The organism is Candidatus Eisenbacteria bacterium (genome assembly GCA_026388185.1).
In the GTDB taxonomy this organism is placed as follows: domain Bacteria; phylum Eisenbacteria; class RBG-16-71-46; order JAFGJU01; family JAFGJU01; genus JAPLKG01.
Map to the genome: position 1 here is coordinate 1 of JAPLKG010000014.1, position 19805 is coordinate 19805.

A 19805-nucleotide genomic window follows, 5' to 3' on the forward strand; every position below is an offset into this window, starting at 1 on the left:
CTCCCTATCGAGACTTTGTCGGACCGCTTAGGCCCAGGTGTTGCCACACTGAACCCGATCCCTCACTACGGGGCTGACAAGCAGTTACCCCGACCGGCTCCTCTCAGCCGGCTAGAACAGCGCGCCCTTTGCTGGGCACTCGCCGCAGCAGCACCATCTTGCGCGTGGCCACGAAGTCGCCGGCTCTTATGATCGTTCCCCTTGCTCCACAACGGGGGCAAGGGTCAGCGCCGGAGTTTACTCCATTAGCCGACCGAGAAGATCATCGAGCATCTTAGAATACTTGCCAGCGAGATCGTTCTCTCTACAGCGCGTGGCGTGGTACTCAATCATTGCAGGATAGCCCGAGACATTGTGCCCGTCATCGCCACTGAAACCCGTTTGGAGTGCCTGAAGCTTTTCCGAACGAAGACCAACAAGATCTATTCTCTTGTAATCCAAGCAGAGAAGTCTGACAAGTTGTGCATTAATATCAGGATTAGCAGGGTCCGATTTATACGCGCTCCTGAGTAGACTTATCGATTCCCGACAGAGAGGTCTCAGTCTACCGTTTAGATCAAGTTTCTCGCCAGCCGTAAGGGAACTCGATTCGGCTAAGCGCTTCACATAGTGGCCGAAAGTCGCTCCTGAAATGATCTGCATCGCCCTATCAAAGGATTCATTTCTCACTTTGTGATCCAACCTCTAGATGATATTGTACCCTGCCGTCGGAAAGAACCATTGCTCAACGCCGACCGCCAGGACTCTGGGACGAAAAGGGGTACCGGCTGCAATTCCAGCAATCTCTATGATCTGAGGCAGCGCAGGCTTGAGATCAAGCTTGACCTTGGTGAAGTGGAGCAATTCCTGGACTGTCGATATCGAAAGCACCTGCGCTTTCCTCTCACCAGTGTCAATATCGATTTCACCCATGGGGAGTATTTGGCGGAATGGGGTTCGAAGTCGAGCCTCGATTTCCAGAATCAGTGTTCGGTAGAGTGGATCTGTTGCGAAGGTCGAGCCAATTGGGACATTGTACAGTTCCTTGATGAGACGATCTCCGTTGACTATGACCTGATGAGCGTTCTGAAGCGATTGGACAAGAGCGCTGATGTCTTTGAAAATCAAAGGGACATCTCCGACGATTTGACCAGTATCTATGTCAAGGGAAATTCCAAACTTGGACGTTGGCGTCTCCAACTGTGATAAGATGTTATCGACGATCTTCTTATCTACCCAAGTCCCGTCATAGTCCAACTGGCGATCGTACAGGGCTGTTAAAAGACTCATGCTTCCATCGGATACCCTTGCTTGCAGAAGCTGTCTGACGAGCGCGCCCGGATCTGCAAACTTCGATGGAGAGCCGCCAATTGCCAAAAGCAGCTGTCTAAACGCTGTTTCGTAGCTGACAAAAAAGTCTGCATACGATTTGTCCGAAATCCAGATTGGTATTGCACAATCGTCAATTCTCCCCGGCAAGAGAAGTCTGCGACCTACCCTCTTCTCAACCGTCTTGGCAGTTTCGACTTCACGTCGAACCCATTCGGACTGAATTGAATCACGAGAAAGAAGCACAAGAACGAAGTTTGAGTCACTAATTGCGTTGACGATCTTGGGCTCGAAGAACTCTCCAATAGGTACTTCCCATTGGTCAATCCAGACTTCTGCACCGTTGCTTATGATATCTGTTGCCAGCTTGAGCGCAAACTGCTGATCAAGTCTGGCGTAACTGATGAAAAGAAATGGTTTCATACCAGCGATTCCTTAATCGTGAACTAAAACGGACCCTGGGATGGTGTGTGCATAATAATTAGCTCTAGTGCGAGAGATCAATGTCGGCACAAAGTATAAGGTTTTGTTTTTGATCATGAATATAGATTAGTCCTTTTTGAAAATCTACGGCAGCCCCCACAATCCGCAGGGTCCGACCTGCTTTGTCGCCGTTGCCACGATCTAATAGAATATTTGCGGGGAAGACAGAAACTTCCTTCCCGCTAATCGCCGACAGTCCAACGACTCTAAATCGATCTTCAGGTCCTTGATCCGGGAAAAACAGGCGCTGCCCGGCAGGATCAACAAGTAAAGGTCCAAGCTGATAGAGATGCCCTAACCTGTAAACCCAGGTCTGCTTCATGACGCCATCTTCCATGATTTGAACCCCAGCTACAGATCGTTCCTTCGAATAGTCATCATCACCTAACTTGAGACAGCCTACCACCACGAATCCCCCAGGAGAAAGTTCGATTTGATCCGGCTGATAAGTCAGGGTGTCTGAATGTTCATCTGTTACCACGATGTCTTGAGATTTCATTCGCTCTGCTTTCTCAGCTTCTGTCAAGGCAAGCTCATCCGGGAAGAGGGCAGCGAAATTCTTCGGTAGATCCCACCTTGGAGGGGCATCGGGATTTCGGAGATCTAGCGAGAAGTACAGGGTGTTCCCCTCTTCATTCTCAAGCGAGAAGATCAAGGTCTTTTGATCGCCCACGAGGAAAAACTTGCCCAACGAATAGATATATTGATGAAGCGGGACGTCTTGCCGGTCCTCAAAGAAATCGGGAAGAAAATACAGAGGTCCGTTCTCAATTATCTCGGATTTTCCTGCTTTTAGTAGCGACCCAAGGGGGCGCAAGTCGGCAGGAGTCAGGCCAACAAATGACCGTACCTCAAGGGTAGTCAAATCGAGCAGGTGAAAGTCATACCTACAGTCTACAACGTAGGGAACACTATATTCATGGTCAGCTGAGTTCCAGGAATGACGCCCAATCTTGATGCTATTGTGATAGAATATGAGCACATTTCCTTTTTGCCTCCAGTGACCGAATGAGACTGAATTACCTGCCCCATAGCTTGTCGAAAGATCAGAATATTTCAATTCTTTCGAAAAGAAGGGTTTTAGTGTTGAGGGGTCAAGCAATGCCACAAACGCGTGGTTGTCCTTCTCTGCTTCAACCAATAATTGGCCGGATGCAAGATGATGAAGTTGTTCCCCCTCACTCAACTTTGTATATATCGTCTTTTCGGGCGCACCCTTTGCATTCAATGCAATTCTAACTACATGAAAGTCTTTGCCAGACTCATAAACCAAGAGCTCGGCAGGCTGAGACAAGTCTATAGTCACATTCTTCCCGCTTCTGTAAGGCAAGCGAACTCCCCAGCGTGTGTGCTTGAGGACTTTCTGTTGCTGTTCGGCCTCGGCAAAAGACTGATATTTTGGACGGGGGAATATTAATAGACACAGCATAACCGCCAAAGCACCTCCGATGAGAATCGGAGGAACCCAATTTTCATCGAAGAACGAAACTACTCGAAGTTTCATAATCGTCGGCCCCTCCCTCCACCAACAATCAATTCAGTGAACGGTTACCGTCAGCTGCATTCGCCTGATGCGGCTCGCATTATATCAGACTTTATGGATCTGGCTGGACTCCTCAACTAACCGTGCGTTAGTGCGCCGCTAATGGAGCAGCACCATCTTCCGCGTGGCCACGAAGCCGCCGGACTTGAGGCGGTTAAGCCGGATCTGGAAGCTCAGTCATCCCAGTCCAGCCAGCACTGGTAGGAGCACACGATGTCTCTGAAGAAACCAACGGTCTTCTCATAAGCACACTCCGGATGGACCCAGTGGTCGCCGTGTCCGGAGAATCCGGATGCCGCGCACTTCACAAGTTCACCGCCCCCCTCATCACAGATACAACAGCAATGATCGTCCTGCTCCGCATTCATTCGATTCATGCTTATCGTCTTCCTAAGATCCTGTCCAAGTTGCCGCTCGCAGACGACGGTTCCACGCTAGGTCTTATGTTCAAAATCGTACCATCCAGAAGAGGCACCGTCGTCAGGTAACGCAGTGCCACGCATATGAGTCACCTTATCTGACTTTATGGATCTGCCTGGACTCCTTCACTAATCATGCGTGAATGCGCCTACCGCAACACCACCTTCCGCGTGGTCACGAAGTTGCCTGCTGCACAACCACGGGCTAAGGTCTCCCTCTATCCACTGACAGAGGGAGACCTCCTCAACGTCAAGCGCCGCTGGCCAGCGTAGTTCCGCAGGTGTATCGTACTAACGTGAGCATCCTCATCTACAAGGAAAACGACAAGGTTGAGCGCCTTCATCGCATCCCGAGGTATCTTGCCGAGGGCGCGCCGCTTCCAAGCAGTGGGGATGGCCAGGCCAGAGAAGTAGTTCTTGTGGCATCGGAACTTCGTGACGACTTGTCCCAAACCACGGATCAATTTCGCCTCCATCTGGCTCTTCGCTCTCGACTCGCCCTTGGCCTCAACGAAATAGAATCTCCCGCCGCGCCGATGCCGAAATATCAAATCGCAACCCGTCTCATGTTTCTCGCGCGAGTCAACCTTCTTGTATCCCCTACTGTCCATGTATTTCTCGATGGCTCGCTTGACTTTCTCCTCAGTCATCATTGGAGTCTCCCGCTGTGCCTAATGCAGAGTGCCTCACTTGCGGATGCCCAAGAGTGCCCCCTGCAACCCGGGTTGGGCGCAGGCTCATAGGATCATGCGTCTGAGTACCACAAACACGGTTCTGACGAGTATTCCTAGATCAAGGCGTAACGACCGCTCTTCAACATACTTCAGATCGAGATCAATCATTTGGCGGGGATCGGGTACTGGCAAGTACGAGACCTGCCATAAGCCCGTCAAGCCAGGTTTGACAGACAGAATTCGTTTCTCTGCATCCAGCGTATCTTTCATATCGGCAGGCTGCCGCGGCCGTGGACCGACTAGGCTCAGTTCACCCTCGAGGACATTGTAAAATATCGGCAATGTGTCAAGGGAAGATTGCCTTAGGAATCTACCGAAATGTGTTAAGGGAAGATTAGACTCGGTAACCGACCTGGTCCGAAACTCGTACATATCAAACAAACGACCATATTGACCAACACGTTTGGAGCGGTTGAAAGCTGGGCCAGGCGATGCCAGCTTCATGCATAATGCGATCAGTATCATTACTGGGCCTAGAAAGAACAGACCTAAGGATGATATTGTGACATCGAAGAATCGTTTAAGTATTTGGCCTAATTTGTAGCTGATAGTCTTGTTAGTGGCCTTAGTGGTAAACGTACTGTACAGCAATAGCCAGATTGCAGGTGGAAGGAGAAAAACCAATTGTTCTGTTCTAGTTGCTTGCTGATTGCCGACAATCACTGCCAGAATCATTAGCAGGGAGATACTCGTGAGAACAATTGCAGAATAGGCCCCCAGACCAACTACAAGTCGGCTCAACACTCTTCTAAACAGCCAGCCCCCAGTCCTGGTTCTTATATCGAGATCAGTCTGATTCATGAACCTCACCTACTTCTATCTCCCGTCGGATGCTTCGTTGCGTGCGTAAGAGCATTATTCGAATGTCGCGGTATATCGTGATTATGACGGGGGCCAAAGTGGAAATGGCAAAGAGAACCTGGAACATGGATAGGACTAGACTGGGAATGCCGGTCGGTCTCAGGGGCGTGATGACTCTGCTGCTCACTAGCCACTGAACTGAGATCCAAAGGGCTAGAAATAAAGAGTTAATGATGCTAACCACGGCCCATATCGCAAAGAGACCGAGGGTATTCTTGAGTCCTACCCAGTCATTTGTTTCGCTCATTAGCCAATGTCCAACAAGCAATACCTGTTGCGTCTAAGTACGGCTCATGCCCTTTCCACATAAGTGCCTTCTTGCAGTATATCACGAGAGTACCCACTGCTGAGGGGAAAAGCGCTTGACGCGCCCCGAAATCCTGTAGTCCGCGCATACCGCTCGAACCTAGCCGCTGGATGGATAGCCACTTTTTCGCACTGCTTTCGGTTTTGCCAGGGCTTCTGCTATTCCAAGCGGGTTAGGCGGCGCTTCCCAGAGGCTAGGCGTCAATGCCCACCTCCCAAGAGATAAGGCCGCACAGCGCCTGTGTTGCGGCCGCGTGGCGAACTGTGGGACAACAGCGCCCTGCAATTGCCCTCATCTCCCAGATTCTTCGCATAATCCCGTTGACTGTCTCAGGGCACAGAGCGTTCATGGTCACAGCTTGAGAATCCACTGGAAGGGAGGTGAGCCCATGAAGCTTTCGACAGCTATCATGCGCTTCGACACTCAGCTTCGGGCAGACGGCAAGAGCGAGCGTACGCGGCAGGCGTACCTCAGGGATCTGGGCAAGCTCCAGGACTGGCTCGGCACCGATGGTGCGGTCACGGCCATCAATCCCAACACGCTCGCACGTTTCCTTGCCGATGGGAACGGCAAGCCAAAGTCCGCGCTCACCGTCAACAGAACCAAGACGGCCTTGCGTGTCTTTTTCCGCTTCCTCAGCGACGCAGGGTATCTGAGCGAAAACCCGGCAAGGCTCATTCGCTCGACCCCAACTGACAGGAGAGTGCCGAGCTACTTGTCTATCGACGAAGCGAGGGGATTGCTCGATGCAATCACCAACTCTGACAGCGCCCTTGCCACACGAGACCACGCGATGTTCTCGCTCCTCCTCGGCACTGGCATTAGGCTTGGCTCGCTTGTTGCCTTGAACGTATGCGATGTGAACCTCGCTGAGGGAACCGTGACAATCAAGGTCAAAGGTGGACGCGAAGAAACCGTCTTTCTCAACAAGCAACTCTGCCGGCTGCTCGGTGGGTACGTCAGACCTCTGAACGCGACTGATGGAACGCCGCTCTTCTCCTCTCGCCACGGCGGTAGACTTGGCCCGCGCCAGGTTCAACTGAGGCTTAAGCACTGGCTCGCGAACGCTGGCATCGCCCGGCCACTCTCGATCCACTCGCTGAGGCACACCTTCGCCACCCGGCTCTACAGCAAGACCGGTGATTTGCGGTTGGTGCAACGAGCCTTGGGCCACAAGCACATCACAACTACCGAGATCTATGCCAGGGTGGAGGACAGCGCACTCAGGAAGGCGCTGGAAAATCTCTCTTTGTGATGGTTCGTCGAATCGGCACTATACGAAGTTGGGCTTGACGGGGCGGCTCCCTCCAGGTGACTGAGAGGTATTTGTCTCTTGAGATGTAGTAGCTATGTGATAGAGGTTTTCGCTTGTGTTAGCGATACTCTGGTGATATAGTACGACCGTGAGTCAATTGAAAGTGACTCAGCACATCGGATCTCTGACTCTGATAATGGCGGATGCACCAATGTTTCGTGGCCCTGCACAATTCGTGCGTCTGCAGAGGAGATTGAGCCCTGCAGGGTTTGCGGTGGGGCTTTTCTGTCTGGTTGGAGGTGGACAGGCTCAGCTCGACTTGCTCCCGAGTGTCTCGGCCGAGGTTTGCTTCGGGTCAGGAGCCTTGGGTTTCCCTTGGTAGTAGGAGGTGCGCCGATGAGACAAAAGTTAGCGGGTCTTCTCATCCTGCTCGTCGGGATTACGATGACAGCGGCTGTTGCCGGAGCCAAGGAGATCGAGAGACGAGTACCCATCGTTGATGATGGAACCAGTATGCTTCCGATGGGTCGCGTGTACGGCGTGAACGCGGCCATGCAGGGCACTGACACGTTCTACTATGGTGGAACGGTCATATCCGGTGGCGACACTCTCGCTGCCACGCCTGCTGCTGCCGGCTGGGCAAACGCGAAGATGTGGACTTGGAGTCCTGCCGGTTACAACGGCACTCCCCATAGCGGCCTCAACATGGATGGCTGGCGCGGCCTGGACCGAACAGATCAAGTGGAAGACTACATGCACGTTGCGAGCAGCACGAGCACCGATCCCTATTACAACATTGGGGATTGCGTGATTGCCGGCTACAAGTCTCTGTTCTGCGGTATGACAAACCAGCAGTGTACAGATCTCTGTGTCAGTGACGTGAATGGCACTGGCTATGGCAACAACATGCGCCAGACCGTTGCCACGCCGACCTATAGGTACTATGGCGGCGACGCAGTCACTCTCGGTTACAAGTATCACGATGAGAGTGAGCCGGGTTTGGACTACGGTCACTGCATACTGCAGATTTATGATGCGGACGCTTGGGAGTGGGTCAACCTTGACACGCTGGCGACGTACACTGACGTGATGGACGGGACGGAGAGCATAGACGTCGGTTCATACCTGGCGATCTATACCGATTCGGTTGATTTCCGCATCGCGTTCAAGTTTGACTCGGACGGTGGGTACTCGGACGAGGACGGCTACTATACAACCGAGTGCGGTGGTCTGGAAATCGACAACTATGTGCTCACCATCAACTCGACGCCCGTGGAAAGCGAGGACTTTGAGTCCGTCGCTGACGGTAGTTTGCCGACCGGGTGGGAGCATTACTATGGCGGCGCTTGCGGCGACTACGCTCACGTGGCGCACGTCAACGATCTGCCCCTGATGTTGAGCCAGGATGTTTGCTGGACCGTTGTTGGTTCGTCGTGGTGCGCGATGGCGGACAGCGTGTTGGTGTTCTACGATGAGAGCAACCTTGCCTATCCGCATCCGTTGTGTCAGGACAACGTTGCGTATTCGCCGGTGATAGATTTCTCGGGGCATCCTGGGTTGCCTGGCAAGCTGTTCAGCTGTGAGAGGTTTGGGTATTCGCCGCTCGTCATGTACATCTTCTTCTACTACGAATGCAGGTATGCGCCTGCGTGCGCGTCAGGTGGATGGAGTGGATGGTTGAGCGACGGTTACGTTTACTACACGGGTGAGACAGCGTCATGTCGTCCGTTGACCTACGACATATCGACGTCGCTACCGCCGACAGCTACTAAGGCACAGATAGCGTACGGCGTTATCAACTATTGCGATGAGGATCCGTGGGGATACCACGACTGTTCTTACACATGTAACGCTACACCGTACTTTGACAACGTGTCGTTTGGTTTGTACGGGTCTGACTTGGCTCCGTACATCAGCATGAGAGAGCTGGATTATTTCCAGGATCAATTTGCTGAAGACGGAACTCTGAGCCCGACATCCACGGCAGACACGAGAATAGCAGGCTATTTGAGTGACCTCGATCCTCCGATCTTTGGAGACACGATGGTGTGCCGTGGTGGTGCGGATGACATGGAAGTGTGGTTGACCTTCCGTATGGCGAAGGTGGGGCCGCAGCAGCCTGTTTCGAACGCGTTCTTCACGACGTGGTTCCCGACAGTTACTACGGGTGCGTGGCAAGAGGCCAGGATGGACACTGGTCGTGCCACCGCTTCTGGTGGAGCTACGACGATCGACGTTCCCGGGACCTGGATGACCTGCTTCCACGAAGCTGATCCTGTCAGGGTAGCGAACGCGTTGCCGGAATTGACCGAGATACTTCCGAACAACTTGTTTGTACCCGGAACTAGGATTGAGTACTTCCTGAAGGCACGTTACACGGGATCGAGCTACTGGTTCTTGCTACCTGACACGACTGGTGGAGTTTCGGAGGAGTTTGAGATTCTGCCGATGATGAGGAGCGACGATTACGGTGGCGTGGAGTGGCCATGCTTGATAGTTGCAGATCATTTTGGTCAAAGAGGTAACTGGGGTCTGAGGAACTCTGATAGGATTGCTCAGCATCTAGCGGCTAACAACTACGCCTACGACATGTTCAACAAGCTGGGACCGACGAGCGCGTTGAAGAACGGTATTGCTCGTTGGGCGGCCAACACCGGCCAGATTGGTGGACCCGGGACCGACAAGTACAATTGGGGTCCTGGCGCGACAGTTGTACAGATGTTGGCCTACAGCTATTGCATGTTAAACGCAGGTACGCAGCTCAACTACAGCATGTATGAGCAGGACGTTGACCTGATCAACAGTTGGTTGGTCAGGTACTCATACTATGATTCTCCCAGATTCTTCTGGTTGAGTGGCAATGGGGCTGCGAGATGGTTGTACAACCAATCTATGGCTAGCAGGGCGTTTCTGAACAACATTCTGGGCACTTCGTACGTGACCAAGGACTACGCGGCGTTCACGGGCGACTACACCTACTGCTTGCCTGTGAGAGGCGTAGCAGGTGGTGCGTTGCCCGACACGACGTTGTTTGTGATTCGCTCGAACGGGTGTTTGAATACGTACAACGTGCTAGGAGTGTCCGGTTCTGCAGCTGGCGCGAAGGCTGAGAGGCAGTATGACTCGAGGCCGACGGCCAGGTACGCGGCAGTCAGCAACAACGTTGCGGTTAATGATGTTACACACTACAAGTCGTTGGTAGAGGGGTACGACAACTGCTTCGTCAGGACTGACGGTTCCCTCGGGTATCCTGCCTGCGGCAACGACAACATCCTGACTCAGTGGTTCGCCTGGGTACTGGGTTGGGCTGGCTACTCCGAGTACTGGGCGCCGTGGTGCCAGTGCCCGGGGGAAGTCTGTTGCTGTCTTCCCCCCGGCGTCGATCCTATCAGTGCGCCGCCTGCAGTGAGTACGTCGTTGACGCAAGCGTATCCGAACCCGATGAATCCGACAGCCGCTATGAAGTACACCGTGGGTGCGCCTGGTAAGGTAAGCCTGAAGGTGTTCGATGTTAGTGGCAGGGTCGTCAGGACGTTGGTAGACGAGACGAAGGCTACGGGTCGGTACACCGTGATTTGGGACGGTAGAACGGATCGTGGTGATAAGGTCGCTAGTGGTGTGTTCTTCTATCAACTTGACGCTCCCGGATACAAGAGTGCGAAGAAATTGGTGATTGCCCAGTAGCCTCGCCTTGAAGCCGGCGACTTCGTGGCCACGCGGAACGTGGTGATAGTCAAGTAATTGCACCTAGGAGCCAAACACAATCGAGGGGCTGGCTCAGCGCTGGCCCCTCTTGCTGTCATCGCGCAAAGACTCTATGTGGCCGGACAACGTGGTCACGAAATTGCATACTGTCCATGGCTCGATACCACTCTATTTATCATCAAGCGGTATCGGCGCAAGCCCACGTTCAAGCCTGTACTTGTTGACGATCTGACGGAAATCGAGCGTTGACTGTTTCTGCTCCGCGTTCACCGTCTGCGTCACCACAAAACCCTTGCGAGAGATGAAGCCAGAAAGCTCGGCCAACCTCTCCAGTATCTCCACGGCCCTCTGCAACAAGATAGCCTGCGCATACGGATCAGGGATCCTCGTCCCTTCCTTCGTTTGTCTCTGCGCATCCTTGTACGCCATCAACGCAAGCGAGAAGAGTCCCTCAAGCTTCGTCACAATCTCACTCTTCCGCTCGACCGAGTTCAGGGCCTTCGCGTTCTCCTGCATGCAAAGCTGGTAGTCTCTCCAGGCACGCTCCCCCGTCATGGGCTCAAACCCATACGCACAGATCCGCTCCCCTATTTGGTCAAACGTGAGGTTACCGATGGTCCGAAGCTCTGCAACTCTCTTGCGCCGTTCCCCATAGTAGACCCGGCCTCTGATGGGGCGATGTCTTCTGACTGCCTTCACGTCTCCATCCCCGGGGGCAACCTGGTCAGGCAACTGCTTCTCTGACGCGCTCATAGCCCCCTCCTATCAGATTGCCGTCCCTGAGCAAGAGAGCCTTCTGCCCTGTGAAGCGCTCCCATCTCACCACTGCCATGTCCACGTAAGTCGGGTCGAGCTCCACCGCATAGCAGACCCTCGTTGTCATCTCGGCAGCTATGATGGCCGTCCCGAAGCCCGCAAACAAATCAAGGCATGGCTCGAGTGATAGAGCGTTGTTCCTCATCGCCCTTGCGAAAAGCTCCACAGGTTTCTGCGTGGGATGTTTGTGATCGGTCTCTCGCGTGACTTCCCACACCGTCGACTGATTCCTCATGCCCACGAACCTGTGCTTCGCTCCCCAACCGTAGAGGCAAGGTTCATGACGCCAGTGGTAGTCTGCTCGGCCAAACTGGAAGTTTTCCTTCACCCACACTATTTCCTGATGGACTTCGACTCCGACTGACCTCAAAGCCTCGATGAATATGTCTCTCGTCACGCTCGCATGCCACACGTACCAGGAGGCATCCGGCGTTGAGACTTGAGCAGCAGCCTTGAATGCCGCAGTCAGGAACTCCAGCAGCTTCTCTCCCTCAAGGTCGTCGTTAGCAATGGGGCGATACACGATGCCGCCTCCGTGCTTCGTCGGGCTTACCTTCCTCCGGTGCTGGTTACCGTCGTAGGCAACGCCGTAGGGCGGGTCAGTGGCAACGAGCACAGCCTTCGCTCCGTCCATGAGCCGCTTCAGCGTCTCCGGCTTTGTTGAGTCGCCGCATAGAAGGCGGTGTCGGCCAAGTTGCCAGAGGTCACCTGGTTTGCTTACGGCCTTCTCAGGCTCCTCCGGAATGGCGTCCGGATCGACCAACCCCGCGTACCCTTCTGGCGGAAAGAGCTTCTGAAAGTCAGTCTCCAGGATATCCAATCTCAGCGCTGCTGTAAGTTCAGGCAGCTCTATCTTGAGTTCCTGAAGAATCACTCCCAAGCCAGCACTCCAGTCGCCCTGGATGTGACGGCTGTTGAGAGCGATGTTCAGCGCCTTCTCACGCTCGGGGTCAAGGTCCACTACCACGACATTCGTGCTCTTGACCCCGGTCTGCTCCAGCACCTTGAGCCGTTGGTGGCCTCCCACAACGTGGCCGGTTCTCTCGTTCCAGACGATTGGTTCCACAAGACCGAACTCGCCGATGCTGTGGGCAAGCCCGTCGAGAGCATCGTGTGAGATCTCGCGCGGGTTGTAAGGCGCAGGCTCAAGCTTCTCGATGTCCACTTCTCGAATGTCCATTTCCATCTTATCTCCCATTCTTCCCCAGCAACGACGGAAGCGCGGGTCGGTTGGTGCTCCTAATGTCGGGCGAGTCTAGCTGCCACGAAATCGCAGAGCGCCCGCGCCTCCGCATCTAAAGCAAAAAGCCCGGTTGGCTGTGAGACCAACCGAGCCCACTCATATACATCAATAGCGCAGAACTCGCGTGCTGTCAATCCCGCGACCAAAAAGCTCCGAACTTATCTCACGAAATTGGATGCGCGTTCTGGCAGCTGCGGTTGAAGGTCAATACCCGTGTCCTCAAAGGGTCAGTTGACGCCAGCTAGGTATTCAGCAAAATGCCTACGTACCTGCCGATTACCAACAAACTGCCAAAGTAGTCGGTAGTTGCTCTGTTCTTTCCGAATGCGTCCAGCCACAATGGCTGGGTCAATTCCCAGTCTCTTGGCGTATTCCCTAAGTGCGCCCGGGGTGTAACTCCGACGTACCGATGTGCCTGCCCAACTTCTTGGCGGAATCAGCGACTTCTCAGCGAACGAGTCTGCTTCTTTTTCCTCTGAGTCCCCCTGGGCGTCAAGGTCATCGAAATACTGTTTCTTCTCCGATTTTTCAATGTGCAGAGCCAGATGGCCCAATTCATGGCACAGACAAAACCAGAAATTATCCAGCCGATCGTACCTCAGTGTTACCGCTACCACCGGCGTCTTATTATCAATCAGCATTGCTGCACCATCAAGGTGGGTCCGGGGCAGGTGTGATAGAACCACAAAATGGATTCCACTTTTCCCCAGAAATTCCTTTGCGAGCAAGGGGCCCTCACTGAAACTGCTCAGTCTCACTAGCTTATGCATAAACTCATCATCTATGGTGCCCGGTTTATATGCTGCAGACAGAGTTTGGCCGCGCGCCAGCTCTACTACGCGAGCCGCCCATCCTGCGAGGGAATAGTCGTCCATTTGCGAGCCGCGTCGGACGTGCTGCCGCAAGAATACTGACCCTACCCCCGCTATTCTTGCTCGTTTGAACAGCCCAGTCACAAGCTCCTCCGCACAGTCAAGGGCATCTGATGGCCTGCCGCGGAATTCAGGAAACATATGGCGTATAGCCATCTCTTTAATCGGGAATCTGTTCCACTCGGTTGACGATTGGGTTTCGGTCGTCGCCGAATCCTGCCGTTGCAGGAGAGCCTCTGCTGGAATGCCAAGTCCCGCGTGAAGAGCCCGGATCATTCTGAGGGTAAGCGGCCGCTTACCACTAAGTACTTCTGAGACTCGGCTACGGCTACCGAAATACGGCACCAGATCACGTTTCGTCAACCCTTGCTGTTCCATCCGAAACTCGATCGCCTCTATTGGAGTCGGCGCTGCGACCGGGAAATGTTCTTCTTCGTATGTTGAAACGAGGAGGGCGAGAAGCTCAAGGCGGTCTCTTTCCTCAGTGCGCGCCGCAGGGTGATGCTGCATAAGCTTCTCCACTTCACGGACAGCCATCTTGTGCTGGCTTTCCGTCTTTATTACCTTAACCATCAGATACCTCCTAGTCTCTCCTTGAATATTCAGCGTGTGTGCCAACCCATCGGATCACTACAATGCTGAGTTCATAATCAATGCGGACCTCTAAGCGATATTTGTTCCCGCCTATGTTGAAGATAACGATGTCGTCGGCAAGGAAGCTACTGGCTTGATACCTTGCCTTGACTTCTTGCGGATTCGCCCATTGGGCGCCCTCGACTTCTTTAAGCCAGGCGCGGAGGCGGCCAGCCGCGTCCGCGTGCTTAAGAATCGCTCTCCTGAGAACGTCCCTGCCAATGACCTTCACTAGAACAGCGTAGTACAAAGTGCGATAGCTGTCAAGGACAAATGTTCCCAAAACGGGAACATTCTTAGTCTCTAATGGAATCTGTTGCGGCCAAGTCAATTAGCAAGAGTATCCGTACGAGAAACTCCCCTGCGTCTTAGAACACCAAGCTCCTTTTCCACACCCTCCTCAGTGTCGGTACGTTGACAATACGGACCTCCGGCAAATTTAAGATCTTGTGACCACATCCCACCGCGAGACACAGCTGGGCTCTCACCGTCTCTTGGTCCGCGAGCGCTCACAAATGCGTACAGCAAAGCAAGAGGGGCCGGCGCTCAGCCAGCCCCTCATCGTGTTTTATTGCTAACCGCAAATCGCGAGACTTGCCCAGTCGACCCTACCTGATCAAGACCATCTTCTTTGTCTCACTGTACCCGGGCGCATCTAGCACGTACACGTAAACCCCCGAAGCAACTCCACGATCGCTGTCGTCCCGACCATTCCATGTCACGTCATACCTGCTCGCCTCTCTCATGCCATCGACCAGAGTCCGAACAGGTCGACCCGCTACATCATACACAATCAGCGTCACCAAGCCGGGTTCGGCAATCGCAAAGCGTATCACGGTCATCGGATTGAATGGATTCGGAGCGTTCTGCTCAAGAAGAGAAACGGCAGGAACCGCAGGCGGACCTGAAGCTCCTGTTATGTCCTCCGGCCTCAACAGCGCATACTCGCTTTCATTCTCATGAATATCCCACGCACTCACCTTGTAGTAACTACGAGTTGGATCAAACGACGTGTCCACGAACGACGTGTCCGAAGGCGTTCCTATCCGATTACTCTCGCTTGGAACAAAACCCTCGCCCTCCCCCTTGTACACGGCATAGTGGGACAGATCGCCCTCCTTGTTCGGCTGCCATGTTATGACGACTTGAGCTGGCTGATAGTTGAGCCCACCGGCCAACCCGCTCGGCGGAACAGGGGAGAGATTGTCTACACTGTAACCGCTATCAGGAGCTGAAACCCAGAACTGAGAAGGGTCGGCACCATGAGCTATCACCTGGAAGTAATGATGTTCATTACATACGGACGTTGAATCAAACAGCGTGGAAACTACCTTGGAGTAGCCATCCAGGTAGTAAGCCTTAACCTCTGACATCAGCTCCCAATAGAAGGTTTCCCCCTGCACTTCCTCGACACGAAGTGCCTCACCTCCAGTCAATGCCAGCGCTTCAGATGCCGACGTCAAGACATGGGCTCCCTGTTCCAGCAAGCCTGCCATTCGCTCAGGAGTTATCGCTCTCCACACCGTGTACTTGGAGATAACCTCCTCAGGCCATGGGTCAAGTCTGCTCGCGTCCCAGGCAACATTCACATTGCCGCCCTGGTCTCCAGGTACATCTCTCACAGCTTTGATACTAGCTGCCGGGTAGCCCCAGTAACCATTTCTCTCCACCCGCTGCGCATAGATGTCATAGTTGAGCGCGTAGTTGCTCGCGCTACGGGAGTCTAACCATGTCACGATCGCCTCGCCTACAGCGCCAGTTGTGATTGCGGGACCGAACTGGTTGCCACTCGCCGTGCACAGTGCCACTCCGTCTGGTGCCCACTGAACAACACCCGAAGCGTTTACCTTCTGCACGTAAACGTCAAAGCTAGCGCTACGGTAATCATCCCACGCCACAATCGCCCCGCCTGCACCATCTGACGTCATTTCGGGATACAACTCGCCAGCTGCAGTGCACAGTGCCACCCCATCCGGTGCCCACTGAACAACACCCGAACCGTTCACCCTCTGCACATAAATGTGAGAGCTAGTGCCACCGCCACGGGCGTCCTGCCACGCCACAATCGCCCCGCCCGCGCCATCTGACACGATTCTGGCACCCTCCTGACGGCCAGCTGCAGTGCACAGTGCCACCCCATCCGGTGCCCACTCAACTCCACCCCAACCATTCACCCTCTGCACATAAATGTCATAGGAACCCCCGCGTGTGTCACTCCACGCCACAATCGCCCCGCCTGCATCATCTGACGTGATTGTCTGACTCCACAGGTCGCCAGTCACCGAGTACAGTGCAACCCCGTCAGGAGTCCACTCAACACCACCCCAAGCGTTCACCCTCTGCACATAAATGTCATGGTTGCTCAAGTTACCGCCGGATCCATGCCACGCCACAATCGCCCCGCCGGCACCATCTGACGTGATTCTGGGATAGCTCTGCTCGTAAGTTGCCGTGCACAGTGCCACTCCGTCTGGTGCCCACTGAACCACACCCGAAGCGTTTACTCTCTGCACATAAATGTGAGAGCTAGAGCCACCGCCACGGTCGTCCTGCCACGCCACAATCGCCCCACCCGCACCATCTGACGTCATTACGGGCCGGAACTGCTTGCCAGCTGCAGTGCACAGTGCCACCCCGTCCGGTGCCCACTGAACAACACCAGAACCGTTCACCCTCTGCACATAAATGTCATAGTCGTTCCCTCGTGTGTCCTCCCACGCCACAATCGCCCCGCCCGCACCATCTGACGTCATTACGGGCCGGAACTGTTTGTCAGTTGCCGTGCACAGTGCCACCCCGTCCGGTGCCCACTGGACAACACCCGAAACGTCTATCCTCTGCACATAGATGTCGTAGTTACCGCTCCGGGTGTCGGTCCACGCCACAATCGCCCCACCCGCGTCATCAGACGTGATTGTGGAACCTTGCAGATCGGCGGTTGCCGTGCACAGTGGATTACCATTCTCGACCCACAAGCCGAAAGAACACGCAGGAAACACCTGAACCAGCGTCAACACTAACAATACCCATAGCAACATTCTCCAGGTCTTTCCCATCTCAACCACTCCTTTCTTCTGGCGCCCGCATATGATGTCGCGGTTGATGCCGGCAGGGTGGCTCCATGCTGCATTGGAGAACAGGGCGGAGAACAAGGCGAGCACAATGAGGAACGGTTTCTTCATGGCGACCTCCTCCTTGAGATGGAACACCCAGCGGTGGCTGGCACCTCTGAGTGAACTCTGGTCAGCCTTGTCCCGGCGGAGCAATGTTAAGACCAAGGAGTTGGACAGCCATCATGGGTAGACTTACCTGCCCAACGGCAATTATGTCACAACGGTACCGCTAATGCAAGAAAGAAATACTTGCCACAATCTCGGGCCGCCAGTACCGCTCCAAGCTCTGAAGCTCGTCTAACTGATCGTGTGCACCCCAAGCCTCGACCGCAGCGTGAGATTTCTCACATACACCCCCTTCGTTTGCCCTAAGTTCGGACCGGACCTCCGGCATGGCAACGTAGGGTACACGAGAGTCCGCGTCCCTCGGAAAAGGTACTTCATAGAAAGCGACTTCGACCTGCCTCTCCTTTGGATTTGCCTTTGCGCCTGCCACGAAGCAGCGGAGAATGGCTTTCTGCTTGGACAGTGGTGCAGCCAGAAAGGCAAGAGGCGTGAGCGACGGGCAAATCACTCGAATCTATCTCGGCAATCAACTGGCGTGTGGGCTCCGTTTCCACAACTGCTCACTGCGGTCACAGCTGCGAAGCGAGTGCTCACCTAGGAGCCTAGCGAGGTCTCAGTCAATCGCCGGCTATTCGACCATCGTCAAAGCGTAACTCTATCTCTTGATAGCGGGAGGCCTCATAGGGGTCAGACCGCAGAAGTAGCTAGCGTTGTCACGCATTCATGCGCTTGAACATCCCAACGGGGTCTGACCTGAGATTGTTAGCCATGCCAATGACAATCTCGACTTCATCGCTTGCTAGACCAGCCAACGTCGCTGTTGCCACTACTTCGGGTTTGATGCCTCGGTCCTGCTGTTCGCGGCCTCCTCTCGCTCCCTTGTCCAGTTTTGTGTCCACAATGGGTGGCGCGACTTCATAAACGCGCACGGAGGTTTCGAAGAGCTGATGGCGTAAGGATAGGCTGAAGGAATGCAGAGCGGCTTTAGTGGCGCAGTAGACAGGCATCAGTGCCAAGGGCGCGAATGCCAAGCCCGAAGTGATGTTAATGATCGCCGCCTCCGACTGCTCAAGCGATGCCTCAAAATAGTCAGCCTCGAGAATTGGCGTGTGGTCGCTTTCACCCATTATCCCTCACTACTGTGAAGTCACCCCAGAAGTCTAACGCAATCGGCATCGGCTGCGACGGAGCAGGGTTGTGTGACTGATGCCCCGCTGCCGGCAATTCGCTGGCAGCTGCATGTCGCGGTTAGGCAGAATCACAAGATCAGAGGCAGACGTTTCTCACGGATCACCTTTCCCAAACGGAAATCTCGTGGACTTATACTCTTTGCCAGTAGTGTCCCGGGCCCACAGGGTCCGAACAACCTTTGACTGATATTTCTTCTCAAGAGCATAGGAACTGTGCTTTTGCCCTTCCTCCAATTTGAGGGGAAACTGGGTGTCGTGGGTACAAAGGGAGACAGTCTGACCATTAGTGAGCTCGAGACCGAAATCTTCCAGGTGAAGCGGTCGTCTCCCAACATTCACGACTTCCACGATACGCGAGGTGGCGGAACCAAACCACATTTGAATGTGGATTGTCTGAGGATTCAGCGCGAACCTGCCTCTGTCGCGGCTCCACTGTACAATAGCGATCAGCGTTGAGAGCACAGCGGCATAAGCGCTGAGGGTTAGAATACCCCAGCTGTGAAGTAGGTCTGGTATGCTCATGGTGAGGGACACCCCTTTGTCAGCAGATCCGGCAAGCCGAGGTAGCTGTTCCCGAGTGCCGGGTCCGAACCCCATGTAACCGCCCATCCGGTGACGAGAAAACCAAACAAGAACCAGCGCAGAGGTGTGAACGGCATTCTCACCGCTGTCCATGCGTGCGCCGCTCTTAAACTCGTGCATTCCGGGCTGGAGACCAGCTTCTGCGATGGCTTTGTTCACGACCGGCGTCAGATCGCTCTGCGAATAAACCCACGCGCCGAGGATAAACCCGGCGCGATCATGTATGCTCTCGTCAAAATAGAAGAATCCTATTCCTCAACCACCGATTACAAGCCTAACGAGATGCGCGCCGCCTGCGGGTATGGTTGGCCTCTCTGTCGTTCTGCAGTTCCGTGAACAGTCATCGGATTTCGTCAGGAATTGGGGCCTTCGCGCGCTCGAATCCTGATTCCTCTCACGGAGAGCTCTTCTGTTGCTTATCCTGCTTCCTTTTTGCCTCTTGATCCTGTTTGCTTACCTTCTGTTTCTGACTCTTGTTCTTGTCCTTTTTCCCGCCTTTGTCTCCCATTGTGTGACTCCTTTCCGTTTGCTACTTACCGTTTCGCCGTGAGGGGTGTAGCCGCACGGCCGATTCTGGCACTGGCTATCTTCATGGTGCTGAACGGCCAACCATGTATTATACAGAACTGTGAAAAATATTACACTGACCGACCCTCGCAGTATATCACAGTTTCA

At 54.1% G+C, this 19805-nt stretch carries 15 protein-coding genes; 3 read left to right on the forward strand and 12 right to left on the reverse strand.

Translation table 11 applies throughout. The features are described from left to right. Positions 1–237 precede the first annotated feature (237 nt). The 5 genes from NTX17_07550 to NTX17_07570 all read right to left on the reverse strand — a co-directional run bounded on the left by NTX17_07550 (position 238) and on the right by NTX17_07570 (position 4406). Entirely contained in the window at positions 238–642 is a 405-nt protein-coding gene (locus NTX17_07550) for a hypothetical protein (protein MCX5801222.1), read from the reverse strand. Positions 643–684: 42 nt separating this feature from the next. After that, positions 685–1731: a toll/interleukin-1 receptor domain-containing protein gene (locus tag NTX17_07555; protein ID MCX5801223.1), complete on the reverse strand. Its 1047-nt coding sequence runs from the start codon at positions 1729–1731 to the stop codon at positions 685–687. Positions 1732–1795: 64 nt separating this feature from the next. After that, positions 1796–3295, reverse strand: a complete 1500-nt coding sequence (locus NTX17_07560) for a hypothetical protein (GenBank protein ID MCX5801224.1) — start codon at positions 3293–3295, stop codon at positions 1796–1798. A gap of 212 nt (positions 3296–3507) precedes the next feature. Then, positions 3508–3711: a hypothetical protein gene (locus NTX17_07565; GenBank protein ID MCX5801225.1), complete on the reverse strand. Its 204-nt coding sequence runs from the start codon at positions 3709–3711 to the stop codon at positions 3508–3510. A 260-nt stretch (positions 3712–3971) separates the two neighbouring features. Continuing rightward, a complete protein-coding gene (locus tag NTX17_07570; GenBank protein MCX5801226.1) occupies positions 3972–4406 on the reverse strand; it encodes a restriction endonuclease in 435 nt (144 codons plus the stop codon). Between the two features lie 944 nt (positions 4407–5350). On the opposite strand from NTX17_07570, the gene NTX17_07575 reads away from it, so the two are divergent. From NTX17_07575 to NTX17_07585, 3 genes are all read left to right on the forward strand, one after another. Then, on the forward strand, positions 5351–5485 hold the full coding sequence (locus NTX17_07575; GenBank protein ID MCX5801227.1) for a hypothetical protein: 135 nt from the start codon (positions 5351–5353) through the stop codon (positions 5483–5485). 558 nt (positions 5486–6043) lie between these two features. After that, a complete protein-coding gene (locus tag NTX17_07580) occupies positions 6044–6910 on the forward strand; it encodes a tyrosine-type recombinase/integrase (protein MCX5801228.1) in 867 nt (288 codons plus the stop codon). Positions 6911–7306: 396 nt separating this feature from the next. Continuing rightward, entirely contained in the window at positions 7307–10594 is a 3288-nt protein-coding gene (locus NTX17_07585) for a T9SS type A sorting domain-containing protein (protein ID MCX5801229.1), read from the forward strand. A 189-nt stretch (positions 10595–10783) separates the two neighbouring features. Here the strand turns inward: NTX17_07585 and NTX17_07590 are convergent, their stop codons facing one another. The 7 genes from NTX17_07590 to NTX17_07620 all read right to left on the reverse strand — a co-directional run bounded on the left by NTX17_07590 (position 10784) and on the right by NTX17_07620 (position 19289). After that, positions 10784–11368, reverse strand: a complete 585-nt coding sequence (locus NTX17_07590; protein ID MCX5801230.1) for a hypothetical protein — start codon at positions 11366–11368, stop codon at positions 10784–10786. Further along, positions 11340–12617: a DNA methyltransferase gene (locus tag NTX17_07595; GenBank protein ID MCX5801231.1), complete on the reverse strand. Its 1278-nt coding sequence runs from the start codon at positions 12615–12617 to the stop codon at positions 11340–11342. Before NTX17_07595 ends, NTX17_07590 begins: the two co-directional genes overlap by 29 nt. 284 nt (positions 12618–12901) lie before the next feature. Next, positions 12902–14119: an ImmA/IrrE family metallo-endopeptidase gene (locus NTX17_07600; protein MCX5801232.1), complete on the reverse strand. Its 1218-nt coding sequence runs from the start codon at positions 14117–14119 to the stop codon at positions 12902–12904. A 10-nt stretch (positions 14120–14129) separates the two neighbouring features. Next, entirely contained in the window at positions 14130–14462 is a 333-nt protein-coding gene (locus NTX17_07605; protein ID MCX5801233.1) for a type II toxin-antitoxin system HigB family toxin, read from the reverse strand. A 325-nt stretch (positions 14463–14787) separates the two neighbouring features. Beyond that, positions 14788–17361, reverse strand: a complete 2574-nt coding sequence (locus tag NTX17_07610) for a T9SS type A sorting domain-containing protein (GenBank protein MCX5801234.1) — start codon at positions 17359–17361, stop codon at positions 14788–14790. A gap of 710 nt (positions 17362–18071) precedes the next feature. Continuing rightward, positions 18072–18485, reverse strand: coding sequence for an SDR family NAD(P)-dependent oxidoreductase (locus tag NTX17_07615; protein ID MCX5801235.1), 414 nt, complete (start codon positions 18483–18485; stop codon positions 18072–18074). A 156-nt stretch (positions 18486–18641) separates the two neighbouring features. Then, positions 18642–19289 (reverse strand): hypothetical protein, encoded by a 648-nt coding sequence (locus NTX17_07620; GenBank protein ID MCX5801236.1) that lies wholly within the window; start codon positions 19287–19289, stop codon positions 18642–18644. Positions 19290–19805: the final 516 nt, after the last annotated feature.